This window comes from Ruminococcus champanellensis 18P13 = JCM 17042 (assembly GCF_000210095.1).
Taxonomy (GTDB): Bacteria; Bacillota; Clostridia; order Oscillospirales; family Ruminococcaceae; genus Ruminococcus_F; species Ruminococcus_F champanellensis.
Genome location: NC_021039.1, coordinates 1,777,690 through 1,804,055 on the forward strand (window position 1 = coordinate 1,777,690; position 26,366 = coordinate 1,804,055).

Below are 26,366 nucleotides of genomic sequence, written 5' to 3' on the forward strand. Positions count from 1 at the left end.
GTGGGTTATTGACATTGCAAAAAATATATGATATAATATGATTGATGAAAAATTAAAATGTATGTGGATTCGCATTATTGTGACAACGGAGGGCAACTATGACAAAAAAGAAAAAGATTCTGATCTGGATCGTATCCATCTTGCTGGGCGGCGCACTGCTGTACTCCGGTGCCTGGCTGTATTTTTATTACGCTGTCTGCCTACCCCACATGCCGGCAGAATCCTATGGGTTTGCGATTGACCAATATACTCCCTCTAGTCCTGGATTGACCATTTATTCTACGGATATGGAAGAAACCTATTGGACTTGTTTTTATCGTGTCCCCACATTTGGCAATTTCTGCTGCTCTTTTGGTATTACCACTGCCACTGGAATTGATGACGATCATTGCATTGTCAATGAAGATGGTAGTGTGGACTATATCCCCTATAATATGTCCGGATCAGATTTTTCTGTTAGTATGTCAACACTACTTGGATTCAACGGCAAGTTTAAGGATTACTCTTTTAATATTTCAAGAATGACGGAAACGGATAGGGGTTCTTATTTGGTGTTGGATGCAAATGGAAAACTTCTGAACGAGGATGAACAAACTGCTGCGGATCTTGCCATCTATCGAGAGGCACTGCCGGAACTCATGGAGTTTATTGAGACCACCAATACCATGACGGGAATGCAGTAGAATTTTCTTTCATTTTTAAATCTGCTTTTCAGCATTGTGCGCGCCAATGCTTGATTAGAAACATTCTATATGACAAAAGGAGAAAGACATGAAGAAGAACAAGTTAACATCCCTCATTCTGGCAGGTATCGTTGCCTGCTCCGCCCTCACTGCTCTGCCCTTGTCTGCGTCCGCAAAATACTACGACAACAATGACAAGGCGCATAATAACCGTAATATTCAACAAATTGGCTACTCTAATCCGAGTGATAGGTTTTATGCAAAGGGCGGGTGGAAAGAGTCACAAGAGTACCATTATCTGTACAAAAACAACAAGTATTCTGCGAACCTGATTATTGCCTATAATCCGGAAATGATCGGCAGTGAGTACACCCATGCCTGGGTCGGAACAGTAAACGATCAGACCGGATTTTACATGGACAGCAAGCTGAATAACGATGGGAAGTTTACCTACAGCAAGACCCGGTACGCTGATGGCTTCTGGAAAAGCACGTATTGCTATAAATACGTTCGGAACGAAAGTGCAGTGACCTACACCGGATGCATCTATTGGTAAAATTTACGCAGAACGCAGGAGCACCCTTTTGGATGCTCCCTCGTTCTGTTTCTGACAGTCGGGAGGAGACATATGAAACGGGGAAAGTATATCACCGCTTTGATTCTGTTTGCCGCCGCCACGGTACTGCTGGCGCTGTTCAATCTGGACGGATTCCCACAGGCGCTGCCCAATACCTATAAGCTAGTCATATCCAATCCGGCAAAGGTTGATTTTCAGGAGCTGGATCGGATTGCTAGGCGGCATGACCTGCTGTTTTGCGGTGTCACAAACCGGAATACAGGGCTGCAAAAAAGTACGGTTACCTTCTATACCGATGCAGACCGGCAGGACGAATGGCAGGCGTATCTTGGGCTGAAGCCGGGGATCATGCAGGATGTGCTGGGGAATGAATGCACCGTGTCCGGGAATACGCTGGAGGCGTTGATGCAAAATCAGGAGGAACGGAACAGTGTGTATTATGGGTATCTGGTGGGAGATCCGGCAGACTGTGACGCTGCGGCGGAGGAATTGTACATCCAATACGGCAGCATGATCCAGACCGCCAAAGCCAAGGTAGGGTCACGGACACAGCTCCTTACAGGTATTTTTGTGCTGGTATACCTGATGATGCTGTTTTACTGCTATCTGGACGCTTCCTTTGAAAAGAAGGAGATCGCCATTCGGGTGCTGCATGGGGACAGTCCCCGGTATCACTATCTGCGGTTCTGTCTGACGGACACGCTGGTCTTTTCCGTCCTGTTTGCCGGCTGCTGCCTGGTGCAGGATGCATATACCCAGACCCTCCGGTTTTACGCCAATATCCGTTGGCTTTTTGTGCCCTTCCTGGTGGGGGTATGGCTTGTGAATCTGCATCTGCTCCGGATCAAGCCAAAGGAAATGCTGTACGGGCATCAACTGTCCAACCGGCTTCTTGCCATGCTCACTCTGCTGGGCAATGGGGCTGCTTTGCTGAGCTGCCTTGTGATTTTGTCCATGCTGTCTGCGATTCCTTCCATCGGGAAGTATCAAAAGGCGGACGCCTTTTTCAAAAGCATGCAGGATTACGGTTTTCTGAGCGTTCAGCCTCTGACGGCCGTCATTGACCCGGAGGAGCCGGACGACAGTTCTCGTCAAGGACTGCTGGAAAAACGGCGGTTCCTTTCTGAAACGGATGCACAGCTTGCTCCGGTCTGCATGCAGGATATATCCGGGGAACTGGATAGTATCGGACAGGAGGATTTGTCCATACACCTGGTCTACTGCAATCACCGGGCGCTGGACTATGTGCAGAGCGTGTATCCAGAGGCGGCGCAGGCTGATCTGGCACAGTATGATGCGGTTTTACTGCTGCCGGAGCACTTCTCATCACTGGAGCAGGAGGCGGCAGCCGCATTGCTTCTGGATCATTATGAAAGCGCAGAAGGGGAGAGACCCTCGGAGGAACGGATCCAATACTTGTCATATGCTTCTGATGAGGAATTGCTGTGCTTCCGGGAGTTTGCCAACAGCCGATTCACGTTCTACAAGACTCCAGCAGTGCTGATTGCCGCTGACCAGTTGCAGAAAGCGCATGCAGGGGAGGACACCCGACACGATTATCTGGAAACCGGCTCTGTTTACCGGATCCCGGATGCCCGGAGCATGGAAAAGCTGACAGAGGATTATGCGCTGCAGATCAGTATGACCAACGTGTACGAAAAATTCCAGATCGAATATCAGGTGCAAAAATCTTTGATTGCCATATTTTTGCTGGTAACCGTTCTGATGATCCTGCTGTATGTATCCGTACTTCGTACCATCCTGCAACTGGATTATCAAGTGAATGCCACAGAGCTTGCCATCCGGAAAACCCTTGGGGAGTCCATATTGCAGAAAAATCGGCGGTATTTCGTGACCGCGCTGGTGATTGGCGGCATCAATCTGCTCGCTGCCGGGATTTATGTGTACAAAACCGGAATGCAGCATGCGTTGTTTGTGCTGACAGTGCCTTGTCTGCTGACCATGATCAATATAGCGCTGATCTACCGGATGATCCGGAAGCTGGAAGCGCAGCAGCTGTCCAAAATTCTCAAAGGCGGTGCGTTATGATTCAGATAAACCATGTGAAAAAAGCCATTGGCGGTCATGTGATCTTTGATGACCTGTCCATGCAGATTGCAGACCGGGAATTTGCGGTACTCACCGGGCCTTCCGGCTGCGGCAAAACCACCCTGCTGCACATGATCGGCGGGATCGAGCCGGTGGACAGCGGCGACATTCTCGTGGGAGACTTCAATGTGGCAAATGGAAAAAATCTCATGCACTATTACCGGCATGAAGTGGGCTTCCTGTTTCAGAATTTTGCCCTGGTAGAGCGGAAAACCGTTGCGGAAAATCTGGGCATGATTCGCAAGGACGCCCGCAGCAGTCTTTCTATGGTGGATGCCCTCCGGCGTGTAGGCATGGAGGGCAAGGAAACACAAATGGTATATTCTTTGTCCGGCGGGGAGCAGCAGCGCATTGCCCTTGCCCGGCTTATGATGAAGCAATGCAGTCTGATTCTGGCGGATGAGCCAACCGGTTCCCTGGATCCGAACAATGCAGCGCAGGTGATGGAAATTCTCAAGTCTTTCTCTGAAATGGGCAAAACTGTCATTATGGTGACACATGCGCCCAATCTCATCGAACCCTCCATGCGGCATATTGCGCTGGATGCATAAACGGGCTGCCACACAATCCCTGTGCGGCGTTGCCTTTACTCCTTTTGTCTGTTATTTTAGGCAGTATCATGGGCCGGATCGGCTTTGCATGGTGCTGCCGTTTTGTTTGATAAAACAGAAATGAAGAACATGGCATATGACCAATTGAGTAGGATTTTGACCAATTGAGTAATAATGCTTGCGTTTTCATAATCCGGATTGTATAATGTATGCAGCACCGCACGAGACCTGTGCGGAATATGTTGGGCAGAACCGTTGGGCATGCTTTGCACGGTGCTGCTTTATTTGTAGCTGCACAGCAGGAAAGGGGGAGACATGTGGACATTGTAGTTTACGGCAGGGAAGGTACTGCCCTGACCGGTATGATCCGGGATACGGCTGTCATGCAGTACAGGCTGCTGCATTTTCTGACGCCGGAAAGCTATGACGCATACCTTGCAGCGCTCCGCAGCAGTGTGCCGGAGATCATTTGCATTGCTGTTCCGGGCGCTGTGGGAATGGAGGCTGCTATAGCCGCCCACGAGCTTTGCCCCAAGGCGTCACTGGTGTGGTTTGCAGAGGATGCGGCCTTTGGCGCCCAGTCTTACCGGGTGGACTGTCGGTATTTTACCGCAGAGCCGGTGAATGGAGCCGTGGTTGCAGAGGCAATCAGGCATTGCTGTTCTGTTTCCGGCTATGCAGACACAGAGTTTCAGGAGGTAGAGGTATGAAGCAAAAACAAAGATGGCTGGCGATGCTGCTGTCGGTGCTGATGGTATGGACCATGCTCCCTACCGCAGGACTGCCTGCATACAGGGTTTGGGCGGCGAAGAGCGTGACCTTCACACCCATATATGGTACAGCCGGCGTGAGTGAAGAAGAAAGCTACGACAAGATCCTTGACGGAAAAAAGACGCAGGATGATTTCTCGAAGTGGTGTGTGGAGTATTTTATCGGTGCAGAGGCGGTATTCCGGGCATCGGAGGAGATCTATGTCAGTGGATACACCATTACCACCGGTAATGACAACGCAACCGCAATCGGCAGAAATCCCGAGAGCTGGACCCTTTATGGCTGCAATGACTATGAGTCAGGTGCCAACTGGGAAACCATCCATGCGGTCACGAATGACACTGTACTCCAAAATGAAAATTATGCATCCTATGATTTCACATTTACGGCTACATCTAATAAGTATCGGTATTTCAAACTGGAGATCACGGCAATCGAGGACGGGGACGTTTTTCAGATGGCAGAGTTTGAACTGCAGTATTCTACCTGTGCACATCAGTGGTCAACAAGCGGTATGATAGGGCCAATCTGCACAGAGCCTGCCTATATCGTAGAAACCTGCACGGTATGCAGCGAAGTACGGAAAGTTCCCCTGGAAAGTCATCCTGCACTGGGGCATGACTGGGAGACCACAGAGACTACGGATCCTACCTGCGAGATGGATGGAACATTGAAGCAGGTCTGCAAGCGTTGCAGTACTGCGCAAACCATTCCGGATGAAAGTAACCCTGCACTGGGGCACGACTGGGAGACCACAGAAACTACGGCTCCTACCTGTGAGTTGCAGGGAACATTGAAGCAGGTCTGCAAGCGGTGCAGTACTGAGCAAACCATTCCGGATGAAAGTAACCCTGCATTGGGACACGATTGGGAGCCAACGGAGGTTACAGACCCTACCTGTACGAAGGACGGTCAGCTGACAGAGGTTTGCAAGCGATGCAGTACTGAGCAAACCATTCCGGATGAGGGTAAGTCGGCACTGGGACATGATTGGAAGATTGTGGAGACCTTGGATCCCACCTGCACGGAGAATGGGCAGCTAAAGCAAGTCTGCACACGGTGCAGTGCGGAGCAAACCGTCCCCGATGCGAATGCACCTGCACAGGGGCATCAATATGTGGACAACGTATGCCTGTTCTGTAAGCAGCCAGGCTTTACATTGATCCAACCGTCTGGCAGTGGTTCATCCAGCGATCCTTATCAGCTTAGCTGTGCAGAGCATCTGTACTGGCTGGCGGATCTGGTGAATAGTGGCAATAACAACATCCCGTATGCTGTTCTGACGGAAGACATTGTCGTGAACGAAAATCTGCTTCAGTCTTTGCAGTTCGATGAGAACGGGAATGTACTGAACGGAAATCAGTTCGCCACATGGACCCCCATCGGAACCAGAGAAAATCCTCTGATCCTGGAAAAAATAGACGGACAGGGGCATGCCATCAGTGGCTTGTATTTTAATGATGCAGCAGCCTATAACGTGGGATTGTTTGGACACTCTTTGCAGGGCACGATCGAGAATCTGCACATTAGAGACTCTTATCTGAACGCATCACAGTGTGTGGGTGGTGTGTGCGGCTATATGGTTGATGGCAAAATGATCGAGTGCAGCTTCGATGGCATGATCAACGGCTCAGACACGGTAGGCGGTTTGTGCGGTTTAGCCGGGGGAGTAGATTTCACCAGTTGCAGCAATGTAGGCACCATATCCGCTTTTGAATATGTTGGTGCTATAAGCGGCAGCACCTCTGGCATAGTGCAGAGCTGCTACTACCTGGAGGGCTGCAACGGAGCAAATACGAGTTTGAATGCATACGGGGAAAGCAAAACCGCAGAAGAATTCAAAGACGGAAGCGTCTGCACGCTGCTGGGCGGTCACCCCTATTATGATGAGAACGGCTTCTGCGTGTACTGTGACACCGGCTATCAGCAGCCTGTTAGGAATGCAGCCGGGCAGTATGAGATCTCCAGCGCCGGGGAGCTGTATTGGTTCGCGTCACAAGTCAACACACAAAATGCGAGCGCAAAAGCTGTCCTGACGGCGGACATCACCGTGAATCCCGATCTGCTCCAGTCCTTGCAGTTTGATGCAGAGGGGAACGTGACCAATGGGTCGGATTTCACAGCCTGGACTCCCATCGGCACAAGCAGTAGAGTTTACCAAGGAACCTTTGACGGACAGGGGCACACCATCAGCGGCTTGTATTTCAATGACAAGACACAGGAATTCATCGGTCTGTTCGGGTATGCGCAAGGCACCATTCAAAACATTCATGTTGCAGATTCTTATTTCAATGGAAGGGATTGCGTGGGGGGCATATGCGGCTTCATATACCAAGGCGGTACCATAACCCACTGCAGCTTTAGTGGAACGGTAAGCGGAGTAGATGCAGTAGGCGGCGTGGTTGGGCAGAGCACCCGGGGCGCAGTTTCCGGCTGCAGCAATGTGGGTACCGTTTCCTGTCCCGGTCGTAGTTCTTCTGTCGGCGGAATTCTCGGCTTTATATTGAACGGTACTGTACGTAATTCCTATTACCTGGAGGGATGCAACGGAGCGGGTACCGAATTTACCTCTATAGAGGGTGTAGGTACAAGCAAGACCGCAGAAGAATTCCGGAACGGAGACGTATGCACAGCCCTTGGCTATCATGCTTATTACACTGCCGATGGGTTCTGCGGATACTGCGATGCATATCAGGAAGCAGTGCAGAACGAAGCCGGAACCTACGAGATCTCCAATGCCGGACAGCTGTACTGGTTCGCAGACAAGGTAAACAACGACAACGAAACCTACGGCAGTGCGAATGCGGTACTGACCGGGGACATTACAGTGAACAAAGGGGTTCTGACGGCGGATGGACAGCTGGCAGAAGATGCAAGCAAGTTCAGAGTCTGGACGCCCATCGGCACCAAGTATGATAATACCTCCACGGTCGTTCCGTACAACGGTATTTTTGACGGACAGGGATATACCATCAGCGGGCTGTACTGCAACAAAAATGTAAAGTACGGCGGTCTGTTCGGATATCTGGGGAGCGGAACGATCACCAATGTATCCGTTACGGATATGTACATTCAGACGGCAGAAGGCCATTCCGGTCTGTGCGCATATATGCAGAACGGCACCATATCCAATGTGCGTCTTACAAACGCACGCCTGCTGGTTGAGGAAAATGGCGGATTGGGCTGGGCTGGTCTGTGTGCGTATGCGGAGGACGGTACGATCTCCAATGCGCACGTTTCGGACACATACATCATGGTAGCTGGAAACAGTGCCGGCGGTATATGCGGCAGAATGGAAAAGGGCACGATTTCTGATTGTCCTTCTGCAGCTACCGTAGCAGCCGAAGAAAATTGGTCACACATTACCTTGGTCGGCGGCATATGCGGCGCAACCGACAGCGGTAAAATCGTTAACTGTTACAGCGTTGGAAAGCTCGCCGAAGTGAACAATGGCATATGCAGCAACATGGGGGAAGGCGCTTCCGCCACAAATTGCTACTATCTTTCTGAAACGGAGGAAAGCGGCACCACTTGCGGTGGAACAGCAAAGTCAGCTGCAGCCTTTGCCAGCGGCGAGGTAGCATACCTGCTGCAGGATGGTCGGGCAGCGACCGTCTGGGGACAGGTGATCGGAACGGATGCATTCCCCATGCCAGGCAGTGCAAAGGTATACCAGATCACACACTATGCAGGCTGCAACAATACAAGTCCCTCTACAAACAGCTACAGCAATCTGAAGAAGGCTGATACCTTCGGTGCGCATGCTTATGTGAATAGCAAATGCAAGTACTGCGGCATGTTTGAAGATGGCATTGGAGCTAAGCTTGCCGGGTATACCCTGACGTTGAACGGCAGAATCGGTGTGAACTTCCACATTGAGTTGGATCAAAGCATTGCCAATGACCCGGTGACCTATATGCTGTTTACTTTGCCGGATGGCACCTTCCGGCAGATCTATGTGGATGATGCCACTACGACGGAGATCAACGGGGTTACTTATCATGTGTTCACCGTGGAAATGGTAGCCAAGGAGATGACTACTCAGATTACAGCGCAGATTTGCAACGGCAGACAGCAGGGAGAGCTGTACACCTTTACGGTAGCAGAATACGCAGACTACATTCTGGCAAACACAGAAAAGTATTCCCCCGAAACTGCGGCACTGGCACAGGCGCTGCTGAACTACGGTACTCATGCAAAGGCGTATTTTGACGGAGAGACGCTGGGCGCAACGGAGGAAATGAACCGTGTGACTGCGGATACTCTGGCGGATGCAGTGCCCACCATATCCGGTGAGCTGCCGGAGGGGATCACCTACTATGGTTCCAGCCTGTTGCTGGAATCCGGTACGGTGGTACGGCATTACTTCCGTGTCGCAGATGATGCGGATGTAAGCGCATACGGCTTCACGGGGAACAAGGGCAAATATTATTACATGGATCAGGAAGCCGTTCTCGGTACAGTCAATCAGAACTGCGTGATCGGCGGATATGTCCTCAGCTATGACACCATGTGTTATGTGCGCAGCGTGCTGGCAAGTGCGGATGCACCGGACAATCTGAAACAGGTGGTTACGGCTCTGTATCTGTACAATCAGGCGGCAATTGCGTATCAGCAGAATCCGGTTTCATAAATCCAACAAGCCCCATCGAGAAATCGATGGGGCTTTTGCAATCCAAGGCGGCACCCCACAAAGCTCTGTGCGGCGTTGTCTAAGAATTTTCCACCTGCTGCCCGATTTGTCTACTGACAGATCCGGCTGCGTGGTGTATCATAGAAATACACTGAAGGCAACACCACACAATCTTCGTGCGATGTTGCCTGAAAAACGGAGGGAAACCATATGCCAAGCAGAATCCAAATCGAAAATACATATCTTCTGCCGGGATTGTTCAAGGAACGTGCAGACATCAACAGAGCATACCTGATGGAGTTGAAAAGTGAAAATCTGCTCCAGAACTTTTTGCTGGAGGCCGGGGTCCGTACAGATCGGGACGTAACGGAGATGCATCTGGGCTGGGAATCTCCCACCTGTCAGCTGCGTGGCCACTTCCTTGGGCACTGGCTGTCCGCTGCCGCCTTGCTGATCGCACAGAATCAGGATCGGGAGCTGAAAGCAAAGCTGGATACCATTATCGATGCGCTTGCCCGTTGTCAGGAACTGAATGGAGGCAGGTGGATCGGATCAATCCCGGAAAAGTACTTTGAAAAGCTGAAGAAAAACGAATACATCTGGTCGCCCCAGTATACCCTGCACAAGACCCTGCTGGGCTTGTATCACAGTGCCCTGTATGCAAAAAACCAAGTGGCATTGGAGATCTTGGGCAGGGCAGCGGACTGGTACCTGGAGTGGACGGAGAAGATGATGCAAAAAAATCCCCACGCTGTGTACAGCGGTGAGGAGGGCGGCATGTTGGAGGTATGGGCAGGCTTGTACCAGCTGACGGAAGATGAACGCTACCTGACCCTTGCGCAGCGGTATGCCCATCCTTCCATATTTGGCAGGCTTGCGGATGGGGAAGACCCCTTGTCCAACTGTCACGCAAACGCCAGCATTCCCTGGGCGCATGGTGCGGCAAAAATGTATGAGATCACAGGGGATGCAGCGTGGCTGGAGCTTGTGAAGCGGTTCTGGCAATGTGCCGTTTCGGATCGGGATGCCTTTTGCACCGGTGGGCAAAATTCCGGCGAGTTCTGGATTCCCCCCCGGAAGCTGGGCATGTTTCTGGGAGAGCGTACACAGGAATTCTGCACGGTGTATAATATGGTGCGGCTGGCAGATTACCTGTTCTGCTTTACAGGAGCGCATGAATACCTGGACTATATTGAAAACAATCTCTACAATGGGTTCCTTGCACAGCAGAATAAATATACAGGCATGCCGGCGTATTTCCTGCCTATGAAGGCGGGAAGCGTGAAAAAATGGGGCAGCAAAACAAAGGATTTCTGGTGCTGTCACGGCACAACCGTACAGGCTCACACCATATATCCCCAGCTTTGCTGGTATGCGGACAAAGAGCAGAACCGTCTGATTCTTGCGCAGTATATTAACTCGGTCTGCAAGTTCAATGCCCATGTGACCATTACCCAGAGCGTGGATATGAAGTATTACAACGATGGGGCATCCTTCGACGAGCGGGATGACAGCAGAATGTTCCGGTGGTATATCAAGCTGCACGTCAAGGCGGAACAGCCGGAACGGTTTACTCTTTCTCTGCGGATCCCAGCATGGGTGGCAGGGGAGCTGGTGATCCTGGTGAATGGACAGCATGCAGAGGTTGAATCAGTGAATGGCTTTGCCGAACTGGATCGGGTCTGGGAGGACGATACGGTGAATCTCTATTTCCCGGCGGCGCTGACCACCTGTTCCTTGCCGGACATGCCCCAGTTGCTGGCGTTCCGGGAGGGCCCCATTGTGCTGGCAGGATTGTGTGAATCCGATCGAGGCATTTACCTGGCGCAGAATGACCCCACAAGTGCACTGACCCCCGTCACGGAGCATACCTATGACACCTTTCCCTGGCGGCAAAGCGTGTACCGGACGATCCATCAGCCGGAAAACTTTGAACTGGTGCCTCTGTATGATATCACGGACGAGTGCTATACGGTGTACTTCACGAAAAAGTCCCTCAATTGATATTTCTCCGACTGAAGGAATGCTTGTACTGTGTGGGGCTGATGCCCTCCTGTTCCTTAAACACCTTCATAAAATATTTTTCATCAGAGAAGCCGCAGGAAAATGCGGCTTCTTTTATGGAAACACCGTGGTTGGACAGCAGGGTCTTGGCGGTTTTGATGCGCAGACGGTTTGTATACCGGACAATGGATATTCCCATACTGCGCTTGAACAGGGAGGACAGATAATCGGCGCTGTATCCGATTGCAGCCGCAAGCTCCGGAAGATCGAAGGGGAGAAAGTAGTGATTTTTGATCCACTCCCTTGCGGATACTACAGGCCCCGGCAGGCTCTGGCTGGTACTGCAGGTTCGGAAATACTCCTGGGACAGCTCCATCAGCAGCAGACTGACTGCGTAATCAGACATGCTGTGGGTGTACAGCTGCTCCTCCAGGGACAGATCCATCAGCTGATGAAACAGCTGTGCCGTTCTGCCAGAGGGGGAGACGGATGCAGTTTCAGGCAGTAAATAGGAATATCCTTTCGCATCGTCCGCATGCACCGGCTCAAATCCCTGTTTTGTTCGGAAATGCGCCCAAAGGTAGGACAGGGAGCCTTCCGATGAGCGGAATCCGAAATGTTCCTCACCTGTCGGAAGCAGGATATATGCTCCGGCAGTCAGAGCAAATGGGCTGCCGTTGGCGTTCAGGTACAGGGCCCCCTCCGTCACCAGGATCAGCACTGTTTCTGCAAAGCAGCGACGGTGGTGCAGAAAACCGGAGGGGCTGATCAGCTGTCCGCATACCGAAAAGGACAGAGGCTCCGGGGCTTTGCATCCAAGCATTCTCGGTTGGCTTTGTGTGACTTGAAACATCTTTTCCTCCATATTTGTAAGGGTTTTTTTGCACAAGTTCTGCACGATGCTGTCTGAAATATCTGCCTTGAAGTATACACGGGATCCGGCGTTTTGTCAAGTGGCAAGTACCGGACGAGGCGCATTCCGATCCGGTTGCGATTGGGTCGATTTTTGCATACAATTGTACAGAAAGGGATTGCTTTTTTCATGAGAGTGTGATATAATTAGATCACAATCCAATCGAAACAAAATGCTGTGCCGGAAACGGCTGAAACGCAATGCAAAACATAGGGTAATACCGCACAAAGATTGTGGGGTATTACCAGATCCAAGTGCAGGAGGTAGTGTTATGAGAAAAGAGAAGCAGGTTGCCTGCCCGGAAACGGGCAGCGTCCGAAGCAATCGGCGAAAAGGGATTCTGACCGGTGTGCTGGCTCTTACCTTGATGTTCTCTGCCGCAGGGGGGCTGACCGGGTATTGGTATTATCAGAACGCCAAGCATCACGTGACCGTATCCTTTGAGACAAACGGGGGCAGTGCGGTACGTTCGGTGACTCTGGATAAGGGAACTACTCTGTCCCAGGTTCCCTGCACCAGCAAGGAAAACAGCAGCTTTTCCGGCTGGTATTACGATGAGCAGCTGACCAGACCCTACAGTTCCGGGGATGCCATTGAGGTCAACACCAAGCTGTATGCTGCCTATGGGGAGACAGCCAATCAGGATCAGGTCTATGAAAGCAAGTCCGCATACCTGCCGGATTGTGAAGCCTCTGCGCCACTGGTGATCCATGCGGATACGGAAATCACGCCGGAGAATCTGAGTGAGTATCTGACGGTACAGTCTGACCTGGGCGCACTGCCGGATGCATTTGTGATCGATCCCCTGGGGGATGGCAACTATCAGATCACCCCCAAGCAGGATTATCAGGCTGGCTGTGTGTATGATTTTTCCGTATCCAACGGGGCAACCATCGTCACCGAGGACAGTGCATCCCTTACGTCCCTGTCCCAGCGGATCCACAAGGACGAAATTGAAGTGGTGGAATTGCAGCAGTCCATCATTTATCTGGATTGGGACGCTGTGATCCGGGACGGTTCGGATTATCAGCTGTACATTCCCAAAAGTGATACATACACCCTTTCGGCAGACAGCGCATTCTGCCTGCTGGAGGGCTATGCAGAATGGGTCAGTGCCGGGGAGAATCCGGACACCTTCGGACAGCTGTTTGATGATTCTGCATTGTTCTTAACGGCGGTATCCGTTCAGGATGATTTTGCAGACCGGACACTGGACGAAGGAATGCTGAGCGGCGACACATGGTACTATGTGGAAGCGCAGGACGGTGAGCTGGAGGATGTTCTGGACACCGTTGATGTATACACCAACATGGAAGTTTCTGCAAATGAGCTGCTGGATACCAAGAAGCTGGAGCAGAGTATCAGTCAGAGCGCAGGCGCAAGCCAGTTGGCTGACCTGCTGACCTGTGCAGTGCTGGAAAATGAACAGTTCCAGCAGCTTACAGGAGAGGCGGGCAGCGCAGAGGATTTTGCCCTGTTTTCAAGCATGACTGCATCCGCAGCGGATTATGCGAAGAACCCCCTGATGTTCCGGGATGGTCTGAGCATGGGCAACGCCAAGGGCATCAGCGTACCGGCAGGAAACACCGGCATTACCGTTAGCGTATCCTGGAGCCGGGACAGTGCCCAGAACCCTAATTTTCCTGGAGTGGACGCCAGCGATCCGGACAACAACAAGTGGTCTGCTTTGCGGGTAATCATCGGCATCCAGAGGGAGATCAAGGGGGTTGCGGTGCAGGCGTCCGTGGACGTTACCGAGTACCTGAAGGTCACCATGCAGGGCTACAAGGAGTGGGACGGCAGCAAGGTGAACTTTGATTATGCAGCCAATATGTACTCCCAGACCAATTTTGACTTTTATGTGCAGATCCGCACAGAGGGCTCCGAAAGCTGGGAGGATATTTCCGAAAGCGTCAACGACAGCATCAGCTCTTCGGATATGCTGGCAAAGTACCAGAAGATGATCAACGCAGACGGAGGCTATATCGACCTGTGCGATGTAGAAATCATAGGTAAGGATTTTTATGTTATTCCCGAGTTTCCGATCTTTACGGTACATCTGGGTCTGAATTATGTACTGAAGCTTGATCTTTCCGCAGGGCTTTCCAGCAATTTCACCTACCTGGATGCGACCCAGGTGGGCATGCGGGGTAAAACAGGCGAAGGGCTTCATTCCTATAAGAATGAGCTGGTCGGGGCAAACCGGTATGCCTATAATCTGGATGCCTGCGGTTATCTCGGTGTCAAGACCGGCTTGAAAGGGGAGCTGACCCTTTCCTTTACCGGATTCCGGAAGCTGGGCGAGGTGGGCATTGCCCTGGAGCTGGGCGCTTATGTGGACTTGTATGGCTATATGAGCCTGGAGATCACCAAGCCCCTTCAGTATTCCAGCAATGTGAACAGATCCTTTGCCGGCGGCTATTATATGGAAATGGGCATCTACCTGGAGGTGACTTTGCTGGCACGGTCCCAGGTCTTTGATGCGGAAGCCGGACTGACCCTGTTTGACGAAAAATGGCCCTTGTACTCCACAGGCAATCGGTATATCCTATACAGTGTGGATGACACCAGCAACCGGGAATATTTCATGCATGCCAACAGTGCGGACATTCTGGATATCAGCGGTCTGAGCACCACCTGTCTGGATCTGAAAACCGGTGCGCTTACCAATGACGTGCCCCTCGGAGAGATCGGGGACTTTGTGGCGCATGTGTCCGACAAAACATTCCAGTACAGCAATATGAAGTTGTCTATTGATGGAGAGAACTCGGAACTGAAGGCGAGAACCGCCACGGTTGACTTGTACTGCTCCATGCCCATGCTGTCCATGGCGGCGAAACATGCGGTGGAAGGATACATCTGTATTTCCACCCAGCTGTACTGGGCGGATCCCAGTCTGAATGTGACATCCATTGCGGACTTTACAAAGACGCCGAAGGCAACCTACTGTCTGAAGTTCCCGGACGGCTCTACCAAGGAAGTGGCTGTGATGCAGACCCAGCTTGGCAAAAGCGTAGGACAGTTCGGGCTGAATAATTTGTCCCTGGATAAGATCTATCAGATGGAGGATGCACTGTACACGGAGGAGAACGCATCCGTTGCAAGCTTGAAAAACAATGACAAGGAGCTGTATGACGTTTACATTTCCAAAGATACGGTGTTCTACCGGAATGCGGAGAGAAAGCAGTTCTATGTCAGCTTTGTATACTACGATGGGCTTGAAAAATGCTGGAAGTCCGATCTGCGGCTTTGCGGCGCAGGGGAGGAGCCGGTTCCGCCGGAGGCTGCGCTGCATACAAATGTACTGACCGGTTGGACAGGACATGATAATCTGACCGGGGAGGATCTGACCCAGTTGACCAAGCTGTCCGACGATCAGTATGCCTACGATCGTTACCGGTGGAGCACCATCGGTCAGGATCAGAGCCAGTCGATAAAGACCTACCGGGGCAGCGAGCAATGGCAGGTCACCAATGACATTGAGGATTATTTCAACACGGGAACCAGCAAGCCCAATCGGGAGTTGACCTTCACCCAGACCTATGTGGCACAGTACCGGGACTGCACCGTTACTTTCCTGTATGGAACGGAGGAGGAACGGATGGCGTCTGCGGTGACGGTTCCCTTTGATACCACCCTGCTTTCTCCGACGGATTCTACATTTGTGGATAGCGCCGGTGTTCTGCTGGGCTGGGATTACAACGGGGACGGAGCCATTGACACAGAAAAGAATTCGGCAGGAACCATCATTCTGCCCCGGATCACCACTGACGGCATGGTATTCTATGGGGTTTATGAACAGCCCAACGTGACCATCCATGTGCAGCAGTATGACGTGGATCAGGCATGCTATGTGGATTCCGCCACATTCCAGGTGAAGAACAACCAGAACTTCACCTTCAACGGCGAGGAGGTATTGCTGGAGGGAGAGCCGGTGATCCTGGATGGCGAAACTGTGGATTGCTTTACGAAGGCGTTGGATGCAGTGGGCGATTCAGACGCTGCAATCTTCACCGGCTGGGAAAAGCGCTTCCGGTTTGCTTCGTCCTGGTCTGCGGTCAATTCCACAGAAGGGATGCATGCATATTACCAGGAGTTCTATTTGCGACCCGGATATAATTTCAAATTAAACCTGACCTTCCTGCCGGCGGACGGCACTGCATTTACTGCGACTGTAGACGGCACGGAGCAACAACTGACCAGTCACAGCGTTTCCCTGTACCAGGGGGATATGTACGGCTGGTGGAACGATTTCAAATACAGCGTATGGTCCGGCAGCGAGGATGAGGTCACAAGTTTTGTTGGCTGGGATCGCAACGGGGACGGCGTTGTGGACTACTCCAATATTCAGTTTATTATGCCCAACAAGAGCATGACCCTCCAGGCGGTCTGCAAGACGGAGAAGATCCTGATCACAACCCGGATTCAGTCGCCGATTGCCCTGAACTTCCCGGAACAGATTGTTTCCTGCATCGCAGACAATTCTGCGGAGGGCACATATGCCTATGTGTTTAACGGTACCTACAGCCAGTATCAGATTCTGGATGATTACATCTGCAATCTGCCGGAAACCTCCAGATACCTGGACGAAGAAACCGGATATCAGGTTTTCTACCACCGTTTTACAGGCTACAAGACCAGCTTTGACTACTATCCGAATGGCAAGGCGGTCAGCATCCCGGTATACAGTGAGATGACCATCCGTCAGGTGCATGTGGGACACACTGTCACCTTCCGGGCAGGCGAAAACGGATACTTTAATCAGAATGACGGCTCCACAGTGACCGAATTTACCAGAACGCTGGACAATGGCACTTATCAGATCAGCGACTTTACCGGTGGATACAGCACAAGCCCTCGCCGGCCTTCCGTAGGTACCTCCGACTTTTCGGTGGATTACTGGATGGACGAGGATGGAAACCGGATCGAGAATGATGCGTTCATCGTATCCAAGCAGGGGAGAGTTCTGACAGCCCATTGGATCAGTGAGACCAATGTGAACCTGAAGAGCGGCGATGTCAAGTACGGCAATTTCTTTGCAGGCAGCGGCGTTCTGGCAAATCCCAGAATGCGTCTGACGGAGGGTACACACAAATTCTCCGAGCTGACCAAGCCGGTGCAGAGCTATTACCCGGATAAGTGCCGGTATGAGGTAGTTGGCTGGACGGACAGCCGGGATACGGAGGAGATCGTACACGGGCTGGATGAGGAATTCACCATTACGGCCGGTGAAACCCCCACCTTTACCGCCCAGTGGGAGCTGACCGGTTTGGTGGTTCGCTTTGAAACCAGTGTTGCATTTAAGAGCGGCACCGGAGAAGCCCTGGTTCCCGGTCACGATTTCAACGAGAACCCCATTGTGATGCTCCCTGTGGGAAACTATAAGATCAGCGATTTCCCGGTTGTGGAAAATTGGATCGGTGGCAGCCAGGAATGGCGCTGTGTTGGCTGGAGAGATCAGAACGACAAGGAATATAAATTTGACGATCCGGATGCAGTGATCGCACTGGATACGTTTGCAGTGACTCTGACACCCATCTGGGCGGGCACAAAGGCAACGGTTTCCTTCAATGCAAACGGCGGAATCTTCTTGGGCAATACAAAATATATGAGATTGACGTATACTGTGGGAGACCTCAACGAAGCGGATATGCCGCTGCCTACCCGCAGCAACACAGAATATGAATCCTGCGTCTTTGCCGGTTGGAAGTTCAAAAAATACGACAGTCAGCAGGAAACGATTGTTCCGGTTGGCGGAGTGTTCCATCTGGAGGATACCTATTATTATGCAGATGCCATCTGGAATGCAGTGGAACTGAAGCACAACTACAGCTATGGCTATGACGAAACCCAGCACTGGGCAATCTGTGAAAACGAAAGCTGTGCAGACCCCATTGGCGCCAAGGAACCCCATACCGTTGGAGCGGACGGCATCTGTACCGTGTGTGGATATGGTTGCGTCACACCGCCCCTCCGGAATGGCGTGTACGAGATTTCCAATCTGGCAGAGCTGCTTGGCTTTGCAAAGCTCGTCAATACAGGCGAAACCGGAGCAAATGCGATTCTGACCAGTGACATTGTAATCAACCGGAATATGCTGAACCAGAACGGAGAGCTGAACCGGAAGAATCCGATCACCTGGACGCCCATCGGCACAGCCGGTGCATATACCGGTATCTTTGATGGACAGGGACATACCATCAGCGGTGTGTATGCCACCAACAACGGAACCAATGGAAACAACCAGTATCTGGGTCTGTTCTGTGAGATCCAGAACGCAGAGATCAAAAATCTGACTCTTGCGGATTCTTGTTTTGTTGCAGATTCCACCTGCATGTACCTGGCAGGTATCGTGGGGCACGCAACCGACAGCACCATTTCCTGCGTGGAGAATCGTGCAATTCTGATGGGCAAGCGGATCGGCGGTATCTGCGTACAGGCAGACAATTGTCAGATTCTCAATTGTGTGAACGTTGGGAAGATCTTCAGTCTTTCCCGAGCATCCGGCATAGCAGCCTATGTTTCCGGCAACGGAAGCACCGTGAATTGCTACCAGGGTGGCGAGATGGAGCTGTCCGAAGCAGTGCTGCTGTATGCAGTTGCAGAAAACGCTGTTAACTGTTACTACAATACCACGATTACCGGTATTGACGCCGATACGGGAGATGAACCCGGTCAGACCGGCAAAGACGATAATGCGGTAAGATCCGGCGAGGTTGCATACCTGCTGGCGCAGGGGGAGAACGGTGCAGTCTGGGGTCAGACCATCGGCGAGGACAGCTATCCCCGGCTGCGTGGCGCAGTGGTTTACCAGAACGGCAGTGTTTATGCAAACGGCGCAGCCAAGCTGGAGGGAACCTCCCTGTCTCTGAACGGAACCATCGGTGTACATTTCTACGTTTCCCTGTCCGATGTGGTCACAGAGGATGCGGACGCATATATGGAACTGACACTGCCCAACGGCACCACCCAGCAGATCCTGGTATCCGATGCGGATATGAAGCAGGTTGACAGCAAGGAGTACTATGTATTCTCCTGCGGTGTGGCAGCAAAGGAAATGACCCGTCAGATCCATGCACAGATCAGAAAATCGGATGGCACTTTGATGGGCGCTTATGCATATTCCGTAGAGGATTACGCAAATTACATTCTGGACGACTCCAATGGCTTTGACAAGAAGACAAAGGATCTGGCTTTGGCAATGCTGAACTACGGCGACTTTGCAGAGGCATATTTCAGCGGCAAGACCCTGGAAGAAACCACTGAAATGGCAGCAGTTACAGCAGACACGCTGGCTGGTTATACAAGGATCGAGAGCGGCACTTTGCCTGCGGGCGTAACGTACTATGGTTCTACCCTTGTGCTAGAATCCGGCATGATCCTGCGGCATTATTTCCTGGTGGAGCCGGGTACGGATGTAAGCGCATACGGCTTTACCGGCAATAAGGATCACTACTACTATATGGATCTTTCTGCAGTGCCCGGAACAGCAACAGGAGCGTGTGTGATTGGCGGCTATACCCTCAGCTATGATCCCATGTGCTATGTACGTGCAGTACTGGCAAGTCAGAAATCTACGGACAGCCTGAAACTGGTTGCAAAAGCGCTGTATCTCTATCACCAGGCAGCAGAAGCATATCAGCAGGCATAATTCTAATCCTTCCATAAAGCGAACAGCCTCATCGGGTGATCCGGTGAGGCTGTTTTGCGTCAGTGTGCATTTATCGCATAATCTTTGTGCGGTATTGTTCTAGCATCACAGTCACAATAAACTGCGTGTCTGTATGGGTGATCTCCATCCTGCCCTGGTTCTGTTCCACAATGCTGCGCACGGAGGCAAGCCCGATGCCGCTGCCTGTATGCTTGGTGGACAGATACAGCCCGTTCTTGTTGGGCAGTAGTGTACCGGCGTAGGTATTGCTGATTTTGAACAGGATCATGCCTCCGCTGCAAACGCTTTTGATGGTGATTTTGCGCTTGCCTGTTTCCACATGCCGACTGGCTTCCAATGCGTTTTCCAGTAAATTTCCAAGTAGAACGGAAAGTACATTGTCCGGGATATTAAGATCCTCCGGCACCTGCACCGTCGCTTCAAAATCGGTTTCCTGATTTTTTGCCTGTTGGGCAAAGTACAGCAGCAGGGCGTTGACTGCGTAATGGTCGCAGAAGCGGAAGGAACGGTCATCCGGCATGGTCAGCTTGTATGCTTCCAGATATTGCTTTGCCTCTGCGTATTTCTGATCTTCCAGCAAAGATTGCAGGAGGAGCACATGATGCCGCATATCGTGCTTCGCCTGCCTTGCCTGATCGATGCGCTCCTTCAGGTTTTCATATTGCAGCTGCTGGGTGATGAGGGCGTGATTCTGCTCGGAAAGCCGGACGTTTGTGTCAATAACACGGATGTGGCAGATCACCATATGGTAAATTAGCAGGGCGCCCAGGTTGATGAGCAGGAGAAAGATCGTGTTGGAGGGATCCATTGCAAAGGCCAGGGCGGATTCGCTGCTGCCGTAAAGCCGATAGTACCACTCCACATAAAACGTGGCTGGGATCAGCCAGATAAAATGCCAGGTGGGCTTTGCGGTGTCCTGTTCTAAAGCGGTGGAATAGGTGCGACCCATATATACGGCCAGGGGGATCAGCAGCAGAAGCTCCAGCAGGAACATAATCAGCGAAAAGCTCCACCGATAGCCTTGAATGGCCAGAGTTGGAAAATAGATGCCCTCGATGCACTTGGAGCAAGCCGTGATAAAATTTGCAATGTTGGACAGCATCAGCAGGGTGAAAAGTGCCTTACCAAAGTCCGTCCTGACCGCCAGAAAGTAAAAGAGGGCATACATGATAGTGCTCAGCGCACTGAGCATGCTGGCATTGCCGCCCCACATCCCCGCCCACAGACCAATGAAAACCTGTAGGATGGCTGCCGCCACAATCAGCAGCGTGGTGATCCGCTTGGAAAACCGCAGGCTGTTGCGGAATGGATAGAACGCAATGGCGATATAGGGGGTAAAATTCAGCAGGGAATACAGGATCATTTCCAGGATGTGCCAGGATCCGGACATTACAGATCCACCTCCCGGCTGAGCGTGCGGAACTGAAATTCACTGTACTGTGCCTGGGCATCCTTGCAGATCCGTCGGGCGATGGGCAGAGTGGTTCCATCCTTCATCAGAAAGCTGTCCCCGGATAAGCGTGCTACTTCGTAAAAATTCAAGAGCACGCCTTTCATCGGTGAAAAGAAGTACCCGAATGGCATCAGCAGCTTCTGGATCTCCGCAAAGGAAGCATACACCGTGTGGTGCTTTCCGGTTTTCATATGAAAGCGCATCCGGTGATTGCTGTATTCAGCGTAGATTACGCTGCGGCAGCGCAGGGCAGCTCCGTCCGGCAGAAGCACGGAACGGGACTGCTCGATCTGAGCGGCGTCCAGCTTGTGCAGCAGCCGTGTCACCTTTTCTGCGGTAATGGGCTTTTGCAGGTAGTCCCTGGCATTGACTGCATAGGTTTCTGCAGCGAATTCGTTGGAGGAGGTGCAGAATGCAATCTGGACAGACTGGTCAGTTTGCCGGATCTGCTCTGCCACAGCGATGCCGTTACGCCGTTCCATATAGATATCCAGTACGATCAGATCATAGGCTCCGGCAGTCCATGCATGGAGAAATGCTTCGCCGCTTGGATAGGTGTCGATCCGGTGGATGGCGTCAAACATCTGGGTCAACTGCGCCTCAAATAGGCTGGAAAGCAGCCGCAGGGCTTCTGCATCATCGTCCACCAAAGCTATATTCACATTCAGCACCTCCCGTCAGTCTACTGCGATTCTGTTGTTATCATAGCATAGTTTCTTCTTTTTTGCAACCGTTTCCGCCGGAGGATGCCCGGCGTACATTGCTCAGAAATGCTTTTTGGGCATTTCTATATATGCAAAACAGGTATTTTACATTTGCCCGTTGGTGGGGTATAATACAGGTATCGGGAGGGGATCATGAAATGTCGATGACAGAATTGGAGGGGCTGGAGGAATGCCTGGCGGATTTCGGATGCAGCAACCGGGAAAAAGCAGAGATTCTGCGATGTCATGCCCGCCGGGATATTCCGGGCATGATCCGGCTGCTTCGCAGGCATCGTCAGACCCTGCTGGACAGGATCCACAAGGAAGAAGCACAAATCAGCTGCCTGGATTATCTGGTGTTTCAACTGGAAAAAGAGATCGAAACAAAGTTGCGAAAGGATGATTGAAATGTTAGGAAATTTTGTTTATGCCAATCCCACAAAGCTATATTTCGGGGCGGATGCTCTGAACAGTCTGAATATGGAGCTTTCCAAGTATGGTAAAAACGTTGTGCTGGTGTACGGGGGCGGTTCGATTAAAAAGAACGGGCTGTATGATGCGGTCACTGAAATTTTGAAGGACAACGGAAAGAATGTGTCGGAGATTGCCGGCGTGATGCCCAATCCCACCATTGAAAAACTGTACGAGGGCATGGAGATTGCCAGAAATGCAAAGGTGGATCTGATCCTTGCGGTGGGAGGCGGCTCTGTGTGTGACTATGCGAAAGCCCTGTCCGTATCTGTCAATTGTCCGGAGGATCCCTGGGAGAAATACTATATCAAGTTTGATGAGCCGACCTGTGAAACCATTCCGGTGGGCTGCGTGCTGACTATGGCTGGCACCGGCTCGGAGATGAACGCCGGTGCGGTTATCACCAATCACAAGGCAAAGCTGAAAATTGGTCATGTGTTTGCGGACGAGAAGATCATGCCCCGGTTTTCAATCCTCAACCCCAACTACACCATGACCCTGCCGAAGTATCAGATGTGTGCAGGTATCTACGACATTTTCAATCACATTTGCGAGCAGTATTTTTCCGGCACGGATGACAACACCAGTGATTATATCAGTGAGGGACTGATGCAGTCCCTGATCCATTCCAGCCGGATCGCCAATGCGAACCCTCAGGATTATGAGGCACGGTCCAATATTATGTGGACGGCAACCTGGGCGCTGAATACGCTTGTGGCAAAGGGGAAGTCCACGGACTGGATGGTGCATATGCTGGGTCAGGCGGTAGGCGCAGTGACGGATGCTACCCACGGCATGACCCTTGCGGCAGTTTCCTTGGCGTACTACCATTATATCCTGGAGGCAGGACTGCCCAAGTTCGTGCGCTTTGCAGAAAATGTATGGCATGTGGATCCGGCAGGAAAGACGGACAAGGAAATTGCCCTTGCAGGTCTGGCGGCAATGGAAAGCTGGATGCAGGAGCTGGGACTTGCGATGCATCTGAGAGAGCTGGGTGCGACCGATGACATGATCGAGGATATGGTAAACGCCACATTGATCCTGGATGGAGGCTACCGGATTCTCACCAAGGAGGATATCAGAAAGATTCTACAGACATCCATGTGAGGTGAAGACTTATGACAAAAAAACTATGCAGCGCTTGCCTGATGCTTTTGATGGTGTTTTCCTTTGCATCCTGCCAGAGCGGGAATGGGGAAGGCACCGCCTCTACAGCACAGACCACACAGGCCGTACAGACAAAGGCGGCTTCTACAGAGACGGAACCGGAGCCTGAAACGACCCGGAGTACGGAAAAAACGGCGGTGGTGTATTTCTCTGCAACCGGCAATACGGGAAAGGCTGCACAGCTTCTGGCGGAGGAAACCGGGGGAGATCTGTTTGAAATCCAGCCCAAGGATCCCTATACGGAGGCGGATCTGGACTATAACTAGGATGACTGCCGGGCAAACCGGGAGCAGCAGGATACGGCGGCAAGACCGGAGATTGGCAACGATTTGTCGGCGGTGGAATCCTATGACGTGCTGTATCTGGGGTATCCCATCTGGTGGGGTACCCATCCCCGTATCATTGAAATCTTCCTGGACAGCTATGATCTGTCCGGCGCACAGGTGTACACCTTCTGTACCTCCGGCGGCAGCACCATCGAGAAAAGCGTGGGCGAATTGCAGAGCATGTATGCCAAGCTGCACATTGTGGAGGGAAAACGGCTGAACGGTGCTTCCGGGGAAGATATCCGGACGTAGCTGGATGAACGCGTCATTCCATCTCGGTAATATAAAAGCGGCGTTCTGAATGAACGCCGCTTTTGCATATTCCAATCAAAGAGTCGTGACAGAAAGGCTTGTTTCCGGCTCCGGGGAAAAGCCATTGTCTGCATACAGCTCATAGGTGCAGCCGGGGTAGCCCAGCAACTGCAAAGCAGAATGATCGATGCAGTCAGTGTTCCGGGCAGGTCTTCCGAAGGGAATCGCCTTTTGCTGACGGATAAAGAATACCAATTCCTCCAGGGCAACGTCCACGTAATGATGCCCCTTCGGCAGGATTTCCGTATGGATCTGATCCCAGGTCTGCATTCTCACCAGCATCATCTCCTCCGGCAGGTATACATACCGCCCCCTTGCATTCTGCTTGTATACGGGGGCGATCATCAGTTCATCGCCGATCAGCAGTTGATCCTCCGTCTCCTTTGCCATGTGATCCGCCGGGAAGTCGAACGCCAGCGGCTTGAACATCATATCGTCCCTTAGGGCGGCTTTCAGAAATTCACTGTACAGATAGGGGATCAGGCAGTAGCGGATCTTGACCATTTCCCCCGCAGCATGCAGGGTATCAAATCGGTATAGCTCCTGCATGCGGGTACCGTTGGCAGAGTGATTCCGGAACAGGGGAGTAAACAGGGCATATTGCAGCCAACGGAGCATCAGATCTTCCGTTGTATCGCTTCCAAAGCCACCTGTGTCCGATCCGGTAAACAGGAATCCAGCCATATTGAGTCCGGGTAGCTGCTGCATGGACTGGAGAATGTGGGACCACCAAGACTTGTTATCCCCCTGCCAGATACCTCCGTATCGGTGTGCGCCGATGTAGGAGGAACGGGAGAAGAACAGGGTTCGCTTGTCCGGGCAGATCTCCCGGAGTGCCTCATATGCGGAGCGGGTCATATTCATGCCATAGAGATTGTGCACATCGCTGTGCTTGACCATCTTTCCCGCTACGTTGTGATAGAATTTGTCGTAGTCTCCCTTGTTGCCGTTGAGCCCTGCTACCATGCCGGTAAAGGCGAAGTATTCGTCAATTCCCATATTGCCGGCAGTCAGCCTCTGAATCTCGCTGCAGGTTTCCGCAAGCCGATCCTCCGTGTAGAAAATTGCCGGTTCGTTCATATCGTTCCAGAAGCCCTCAATGCCCAGGTCAGTCAGGACTGCATACTTTTTTCCGAACCAGTCCCGTGCTTCCGGCTGCAAAAAATCCGGGAAATGCACACGCCCGGGCCATACCGCCCCGACGAAATCCTTACCCTCTGCGTTCTTGCAGAAGTAATTGTGAGCTACTCCTTCCTGGTATACATCGTAGCCTGTTTCGATCTTCACACCTGCGTCAATGATGGGTACCAGCCGGATGCCCTGTGTCCGCATATCCTGTACCAGCTTTCCCAGATCCGGGAAACGCTTCGGATCTACAGTGAAATCCTTATACCGCTCCATGTAGTCAATGTCTAGGTAAATGCTGTCAAGTGGAATGCCGGCAGCCTGATACTGCTGCGCCACCTGCCGCACGTCCTGCTCATTTTGATAACCCCAGCGGCTCTGACCGTAGCCAAATGCCCAGAAGGGCGGAACGTAGCTTCTGCCGATGAGCTGTCGGAACTGCTTGACAATGTGTTTTTCGTCCTGACCGGTGATGATGTAAACTGTCAGGTCATTTTTTTCTGCCCGGATCTGCATCCGATTGCCGTGGGTATAGCCGATGTCGAATTCCATTCTGCCCGGATTGTCGAAGAATGCGCCGAAGGTCTGCCTGCCGCTGATGAGAATGAAATTGTGCGCACCGTACAGAGAACGGGTGTCCTCCTGGTGGTTGGGATTGTCGGAATTCCAGCTTACATACTGCCAGCCCCGCTTGTTGATACCCCGGATCTGCTCACCCAGACCATACACAATGTCCTCGTTCTGCAGAGGATAGGTGAAGGTGCCTTTGCTGTCGGTTTCAAAAAAGGGCAGTTGTTCAGTGGATGGGGGAATGTCCGTTACCACTGCGTTGGTGGGAAAGGGAGTTCCGTATAGATACTTCCGGATCATAAAACCACTCCTTTTAGGGTTGCGG

Annotated in this window: 14 protein-coding genes and 1 pseudogene; 11 read left to right on the plus strand and 4 right to left on the minus strand. The window is 51.8% G+C overall.

Features of this window, described 5'->3' with window-relative positions; translation table 11 throughout:
* Positions 1-98 precede the first annotated feature (98 nt).
* The 7 genes from RUM_RS07970 to RUM_RS08000 all read left to right on the plus strand — a co-directional run bounded on the left by RUM_RS07970 (position 99) and on the right by RUM_RS08000 (position 11,328).
* The gene (locus RUM_RS07970; protein ID WP_015558628.1) at positions 99-683 is read left to right on the plus strand and encodes a hypothetical protein; all 585 of its coding nucleotides are present in this window, start codon (positions 99-101) and stop codon (positions 681-683) included.
* Positions 684-771: 88 nt separating this feature from the next.
* Entirely contained in the window at positions 772-1,239 is a 468-nt protein-coding gene (locus RUM_RS07975) for a hypothetical protein (RefSeq protein ID WP_015558629.1), read from the plus strand.
* Positions 1,240-1,311: 72 nt separating this feature from the next.
* The gene (locus RUM_RS07980; protein ID WP_015558630.1) at positions 1,312-3,309 is read left to right on the plus strand and encodes a hypothetical protein; all 1,998 of its coding nucleotides are present in this window, start codon (positions 1,312-1,314) and stop codon (positions 3,307-3,309) included.
* Positions 3,306-3,920 (plus strand): cell division ATP-binding protein FtsE, encoded by a 615-nt coding sequence (locus RUM_RS07985; RefSeq protein WP_015558631.1) that lies wholly within the window; start codon positions 3,306-3,308, stop codon positions 3,918-3,920. The genes RUM_RS07980 and RUM_RS07985 overlap by 4 nt, the downstream gene beginning before the upstream one ends.
* A 317-nt stretch (positions 3,921-4,237) precedes the next feature.
* Positions 4,238-4,630, plus strand: a complete 393-nt coding sequence (locus RUM_RS07990; RefSeq protein ID WP_041326353.1) for a hypothetical protein — start codon at positions 4,238-4,240, stop codon at positions 4,628-4,630.
* Positions 4,627-9,324 (plus strand): GLUG motif-containing protein, encoded by a 4,698-nt coding sequence (locus tag RUM_RS07995; protein ID WP_015558632.1) that lies wholly within the window; start codon positions 4,627-4,629, stop codon positions 9,322-9,324. Before RUM_RS07990 ends, RUM_RS07995 begins: the two co-directional genes overlap by 4 nt.
* Positions 9,325-9,534: 210 nt before the next feature.
* Positions 9,535-11,328: a beta-L-arabinofuranosidase domain-containing protein gene (locus RUM_RS08000; RefSeq protein WP_015558633.1), complete on the plus strand. Its 1,794-nt coding sequence runs from the start codon at positions 9,535-9,537 to the stop codon at positions 11,326-11,328.
* Here the strand turns inward: RUM_RS08000 and RUM_RS08005 are convergent.
* Entirely contained in the window at positions 11,321-12,181 is an 861-nt protein-coding gene (locus RUM_RS08005; RefSeq protein ID WP_162094100.1) for a helix-turn-helix transcriptional regulator, read from the minus strand. The two genes, RUM_RS08000 and RUM_RS08005, sit on opposite strands and share 8 nt — an antisense overlap.
* Positions 12,182-12,512: 331 nt before the next feature.
* Between RUM_RS08005 and RUM_RS08010 the strand changes: the two genes are divergently transcribed.
* Positions 12,513-19,892, plus strand: a complete 7,380-nt coding sequence (locus RUM_RS08010; RefSeq protein ID WP_015558635.1) for an InlB B-repeat-containing protein — start codon at positions 12,513-12,515, stop codon at positions 19,890-19,892.
* 70 nt (positions 19,893-19,962) lie between these two features.
* Here RUM_RS08010 and RUM_RS08015 read toward each other — a convergent pair whose 3' ends face one another.
* Positions 19,963-21,303 carry a sensor histidine kinase gene (locus tag RUM_RS08015; protein WP_015558636.1) on the minus strand — a complete coding sequence of 447 codons (1,341 nt, stop codon included), beginning with the start codon at positions 21,301-21,303 and terminating at the stop codon, positions 19,963-19,965.
* The gene (locus RUM_RS08020) at positions 21,303-22,028 is read right to left on the minus strand and encodes a LytR/AlgR family response regulator transcription factor (RefSeq protein ID WP_157864616.1); all 726 of its coding nucleotides are present in this window, start codon (positions 22,026-22,028) and stop codon (positions 21,303-21,305) included. The genes RUM_RS08015 and RUM_RS08020 overlap by 1 nt, the downstream gene beginning before the upstream one ends.
* Positions 22,029-22,228: 200 nt before the next feature.
* Here RUM_RS08020 and RUM_RS08025 point away from each other — a divergent pair, with 200 nt between their 5' ends.
* From RUM_RS08025 to RUM_RS13125, 3 genes and pseudogenes are all read left to right on the plus strand, one after another.
* Positions 22,229-22,477 carry a hypothetical protein gene (locus tag RUM_RS08025; protein WP_015558637.1) on the plus strand — a complete coding sequence of 83 codons (249 nt, stop codon included), beginning with the start codon at positions 22,229-22,231 and terminating at the stop codon, positions 22,475-22,477.
* A gap of 1 nt (position 22,478) precedes the next feature.
* Complete coding sequence (locus RUM_RS08030) at positions 22,479-23,648, plus strand: iron-containing alcohol dehydrogenase (protein ID WP_015558638.1); 1,170 nt, start codon at positions 22,479-22,481, stop codon at positions 23,646-23,648.
* A 50-nt stretch (positions 23,649-23,698) separates the two neighbouring features.
* Positions 23,699-24,286 (plus strand): annotated as a pseudogene (locus tag RUM_RS13125) (flavodoxin).
* Between the two features lie 75 nt (positions 24,287-24,361).
* On the opposite strand, the gene RUM_RS08040 reads toward RUM_RS13125, so the two are convergent.
* On the minus strand, positions 24,362-26,341 hold the full coding sequence (locus RUM_RS08040) for a glycoside hydrolase family 31 protein (RefSeq protein ID WP_015558640.1): 1,980 nt from the start codon (positions 26,339-26,341) through the stop codon (positions 24,362-24,364).
* Between the last annotated feature and the right edge of the window lie 25 nt (positions 26,342-26,366).

Bases quoted from the DNA above. Each gene is read 5' to 3' on its own strand.
- RUM_RS07995 (WP_015558632.1), top strand. From the start codon at position 4,627: ATGAAGCAAAAACAAAGATGGCTGGCGATGCTGCTGTCGGTGCTGATG.
- RUM_RS08005 (WP_162094100.1), bottom strand. From the start codon at position 12,181: ATGTTTCAAGTCACACAAAGCCAACCGAGAATGCTTGGATGCAAAGCC.
- RUM_RS08010 (WP_015558635.1), top strand. From the start codon at position 12,513: ATGAGAAAAGAGAAGCAGGTTGCCTGCCCGGAAACGGGCAGCGTCCGA.
- RUM_RS07975 (WP_015558629.1), top strand. From the start codon at position 772: ATGAAGAAGAACAAGTTAACATCCCTCATTCTGGCAGGTATCGTTGCC.
- RUM_RS08030 (WP_015558638.1), top strand. From the start codon at position 22,479: ATGTTAGGAAATTTTGTTTATGCCAATCCCACAAAGCTATATTTCGGG.
- RUM_RS08025 (WP_015558637.1), top strand. From the start codon at position 22,229: ATGTCGATGACAGAATTGGAGGGGCTGGAGGAATGCCTGGCGGATTTC.
- RUM_RS07980 (WP_015558630.1), top strand. From the start codon at position 1,312: ATGAAACGGGGAAAGTATATCACCGCTTTGATTCTGTTTGCCGCCGCC.
- RUM_RS07985 (WP_015558631.1), top strand. From the start codon at position 3,306: ATGATTCAGATAAACCATGTGAAAAAAGCCATTGGCGGTCATGTGATC.
- RUM_RS08015 (WP_015558636.1), bottom strand. From the start codon at position 21,303: ATGTCCGGATCCTGGCACATCCTGGAAATGATCCTGTATTCCCTGCTG.
- RUM_RS07970 (WP_015558628.1), top strand. From the start codon at position 99: ATGACAAAAAAGAAAAAGATTCTGATCTGGATCGTATCCATCTTGCTG.
- RUM_RS08000 (WP_015558633.1), top strand. From the start codon at position 9,535: ATGCCAAGCAGAATCCAAATCGAAAATACATATCTTCTGCCGGGATTG.
- RUM_RS08040 (WP_015558640.1), bottom strand. From the start codon at position 26,341: ATGATCCGGAAGTATCTATACGGAACTCCCTTTCCCACCAACGCAGTG.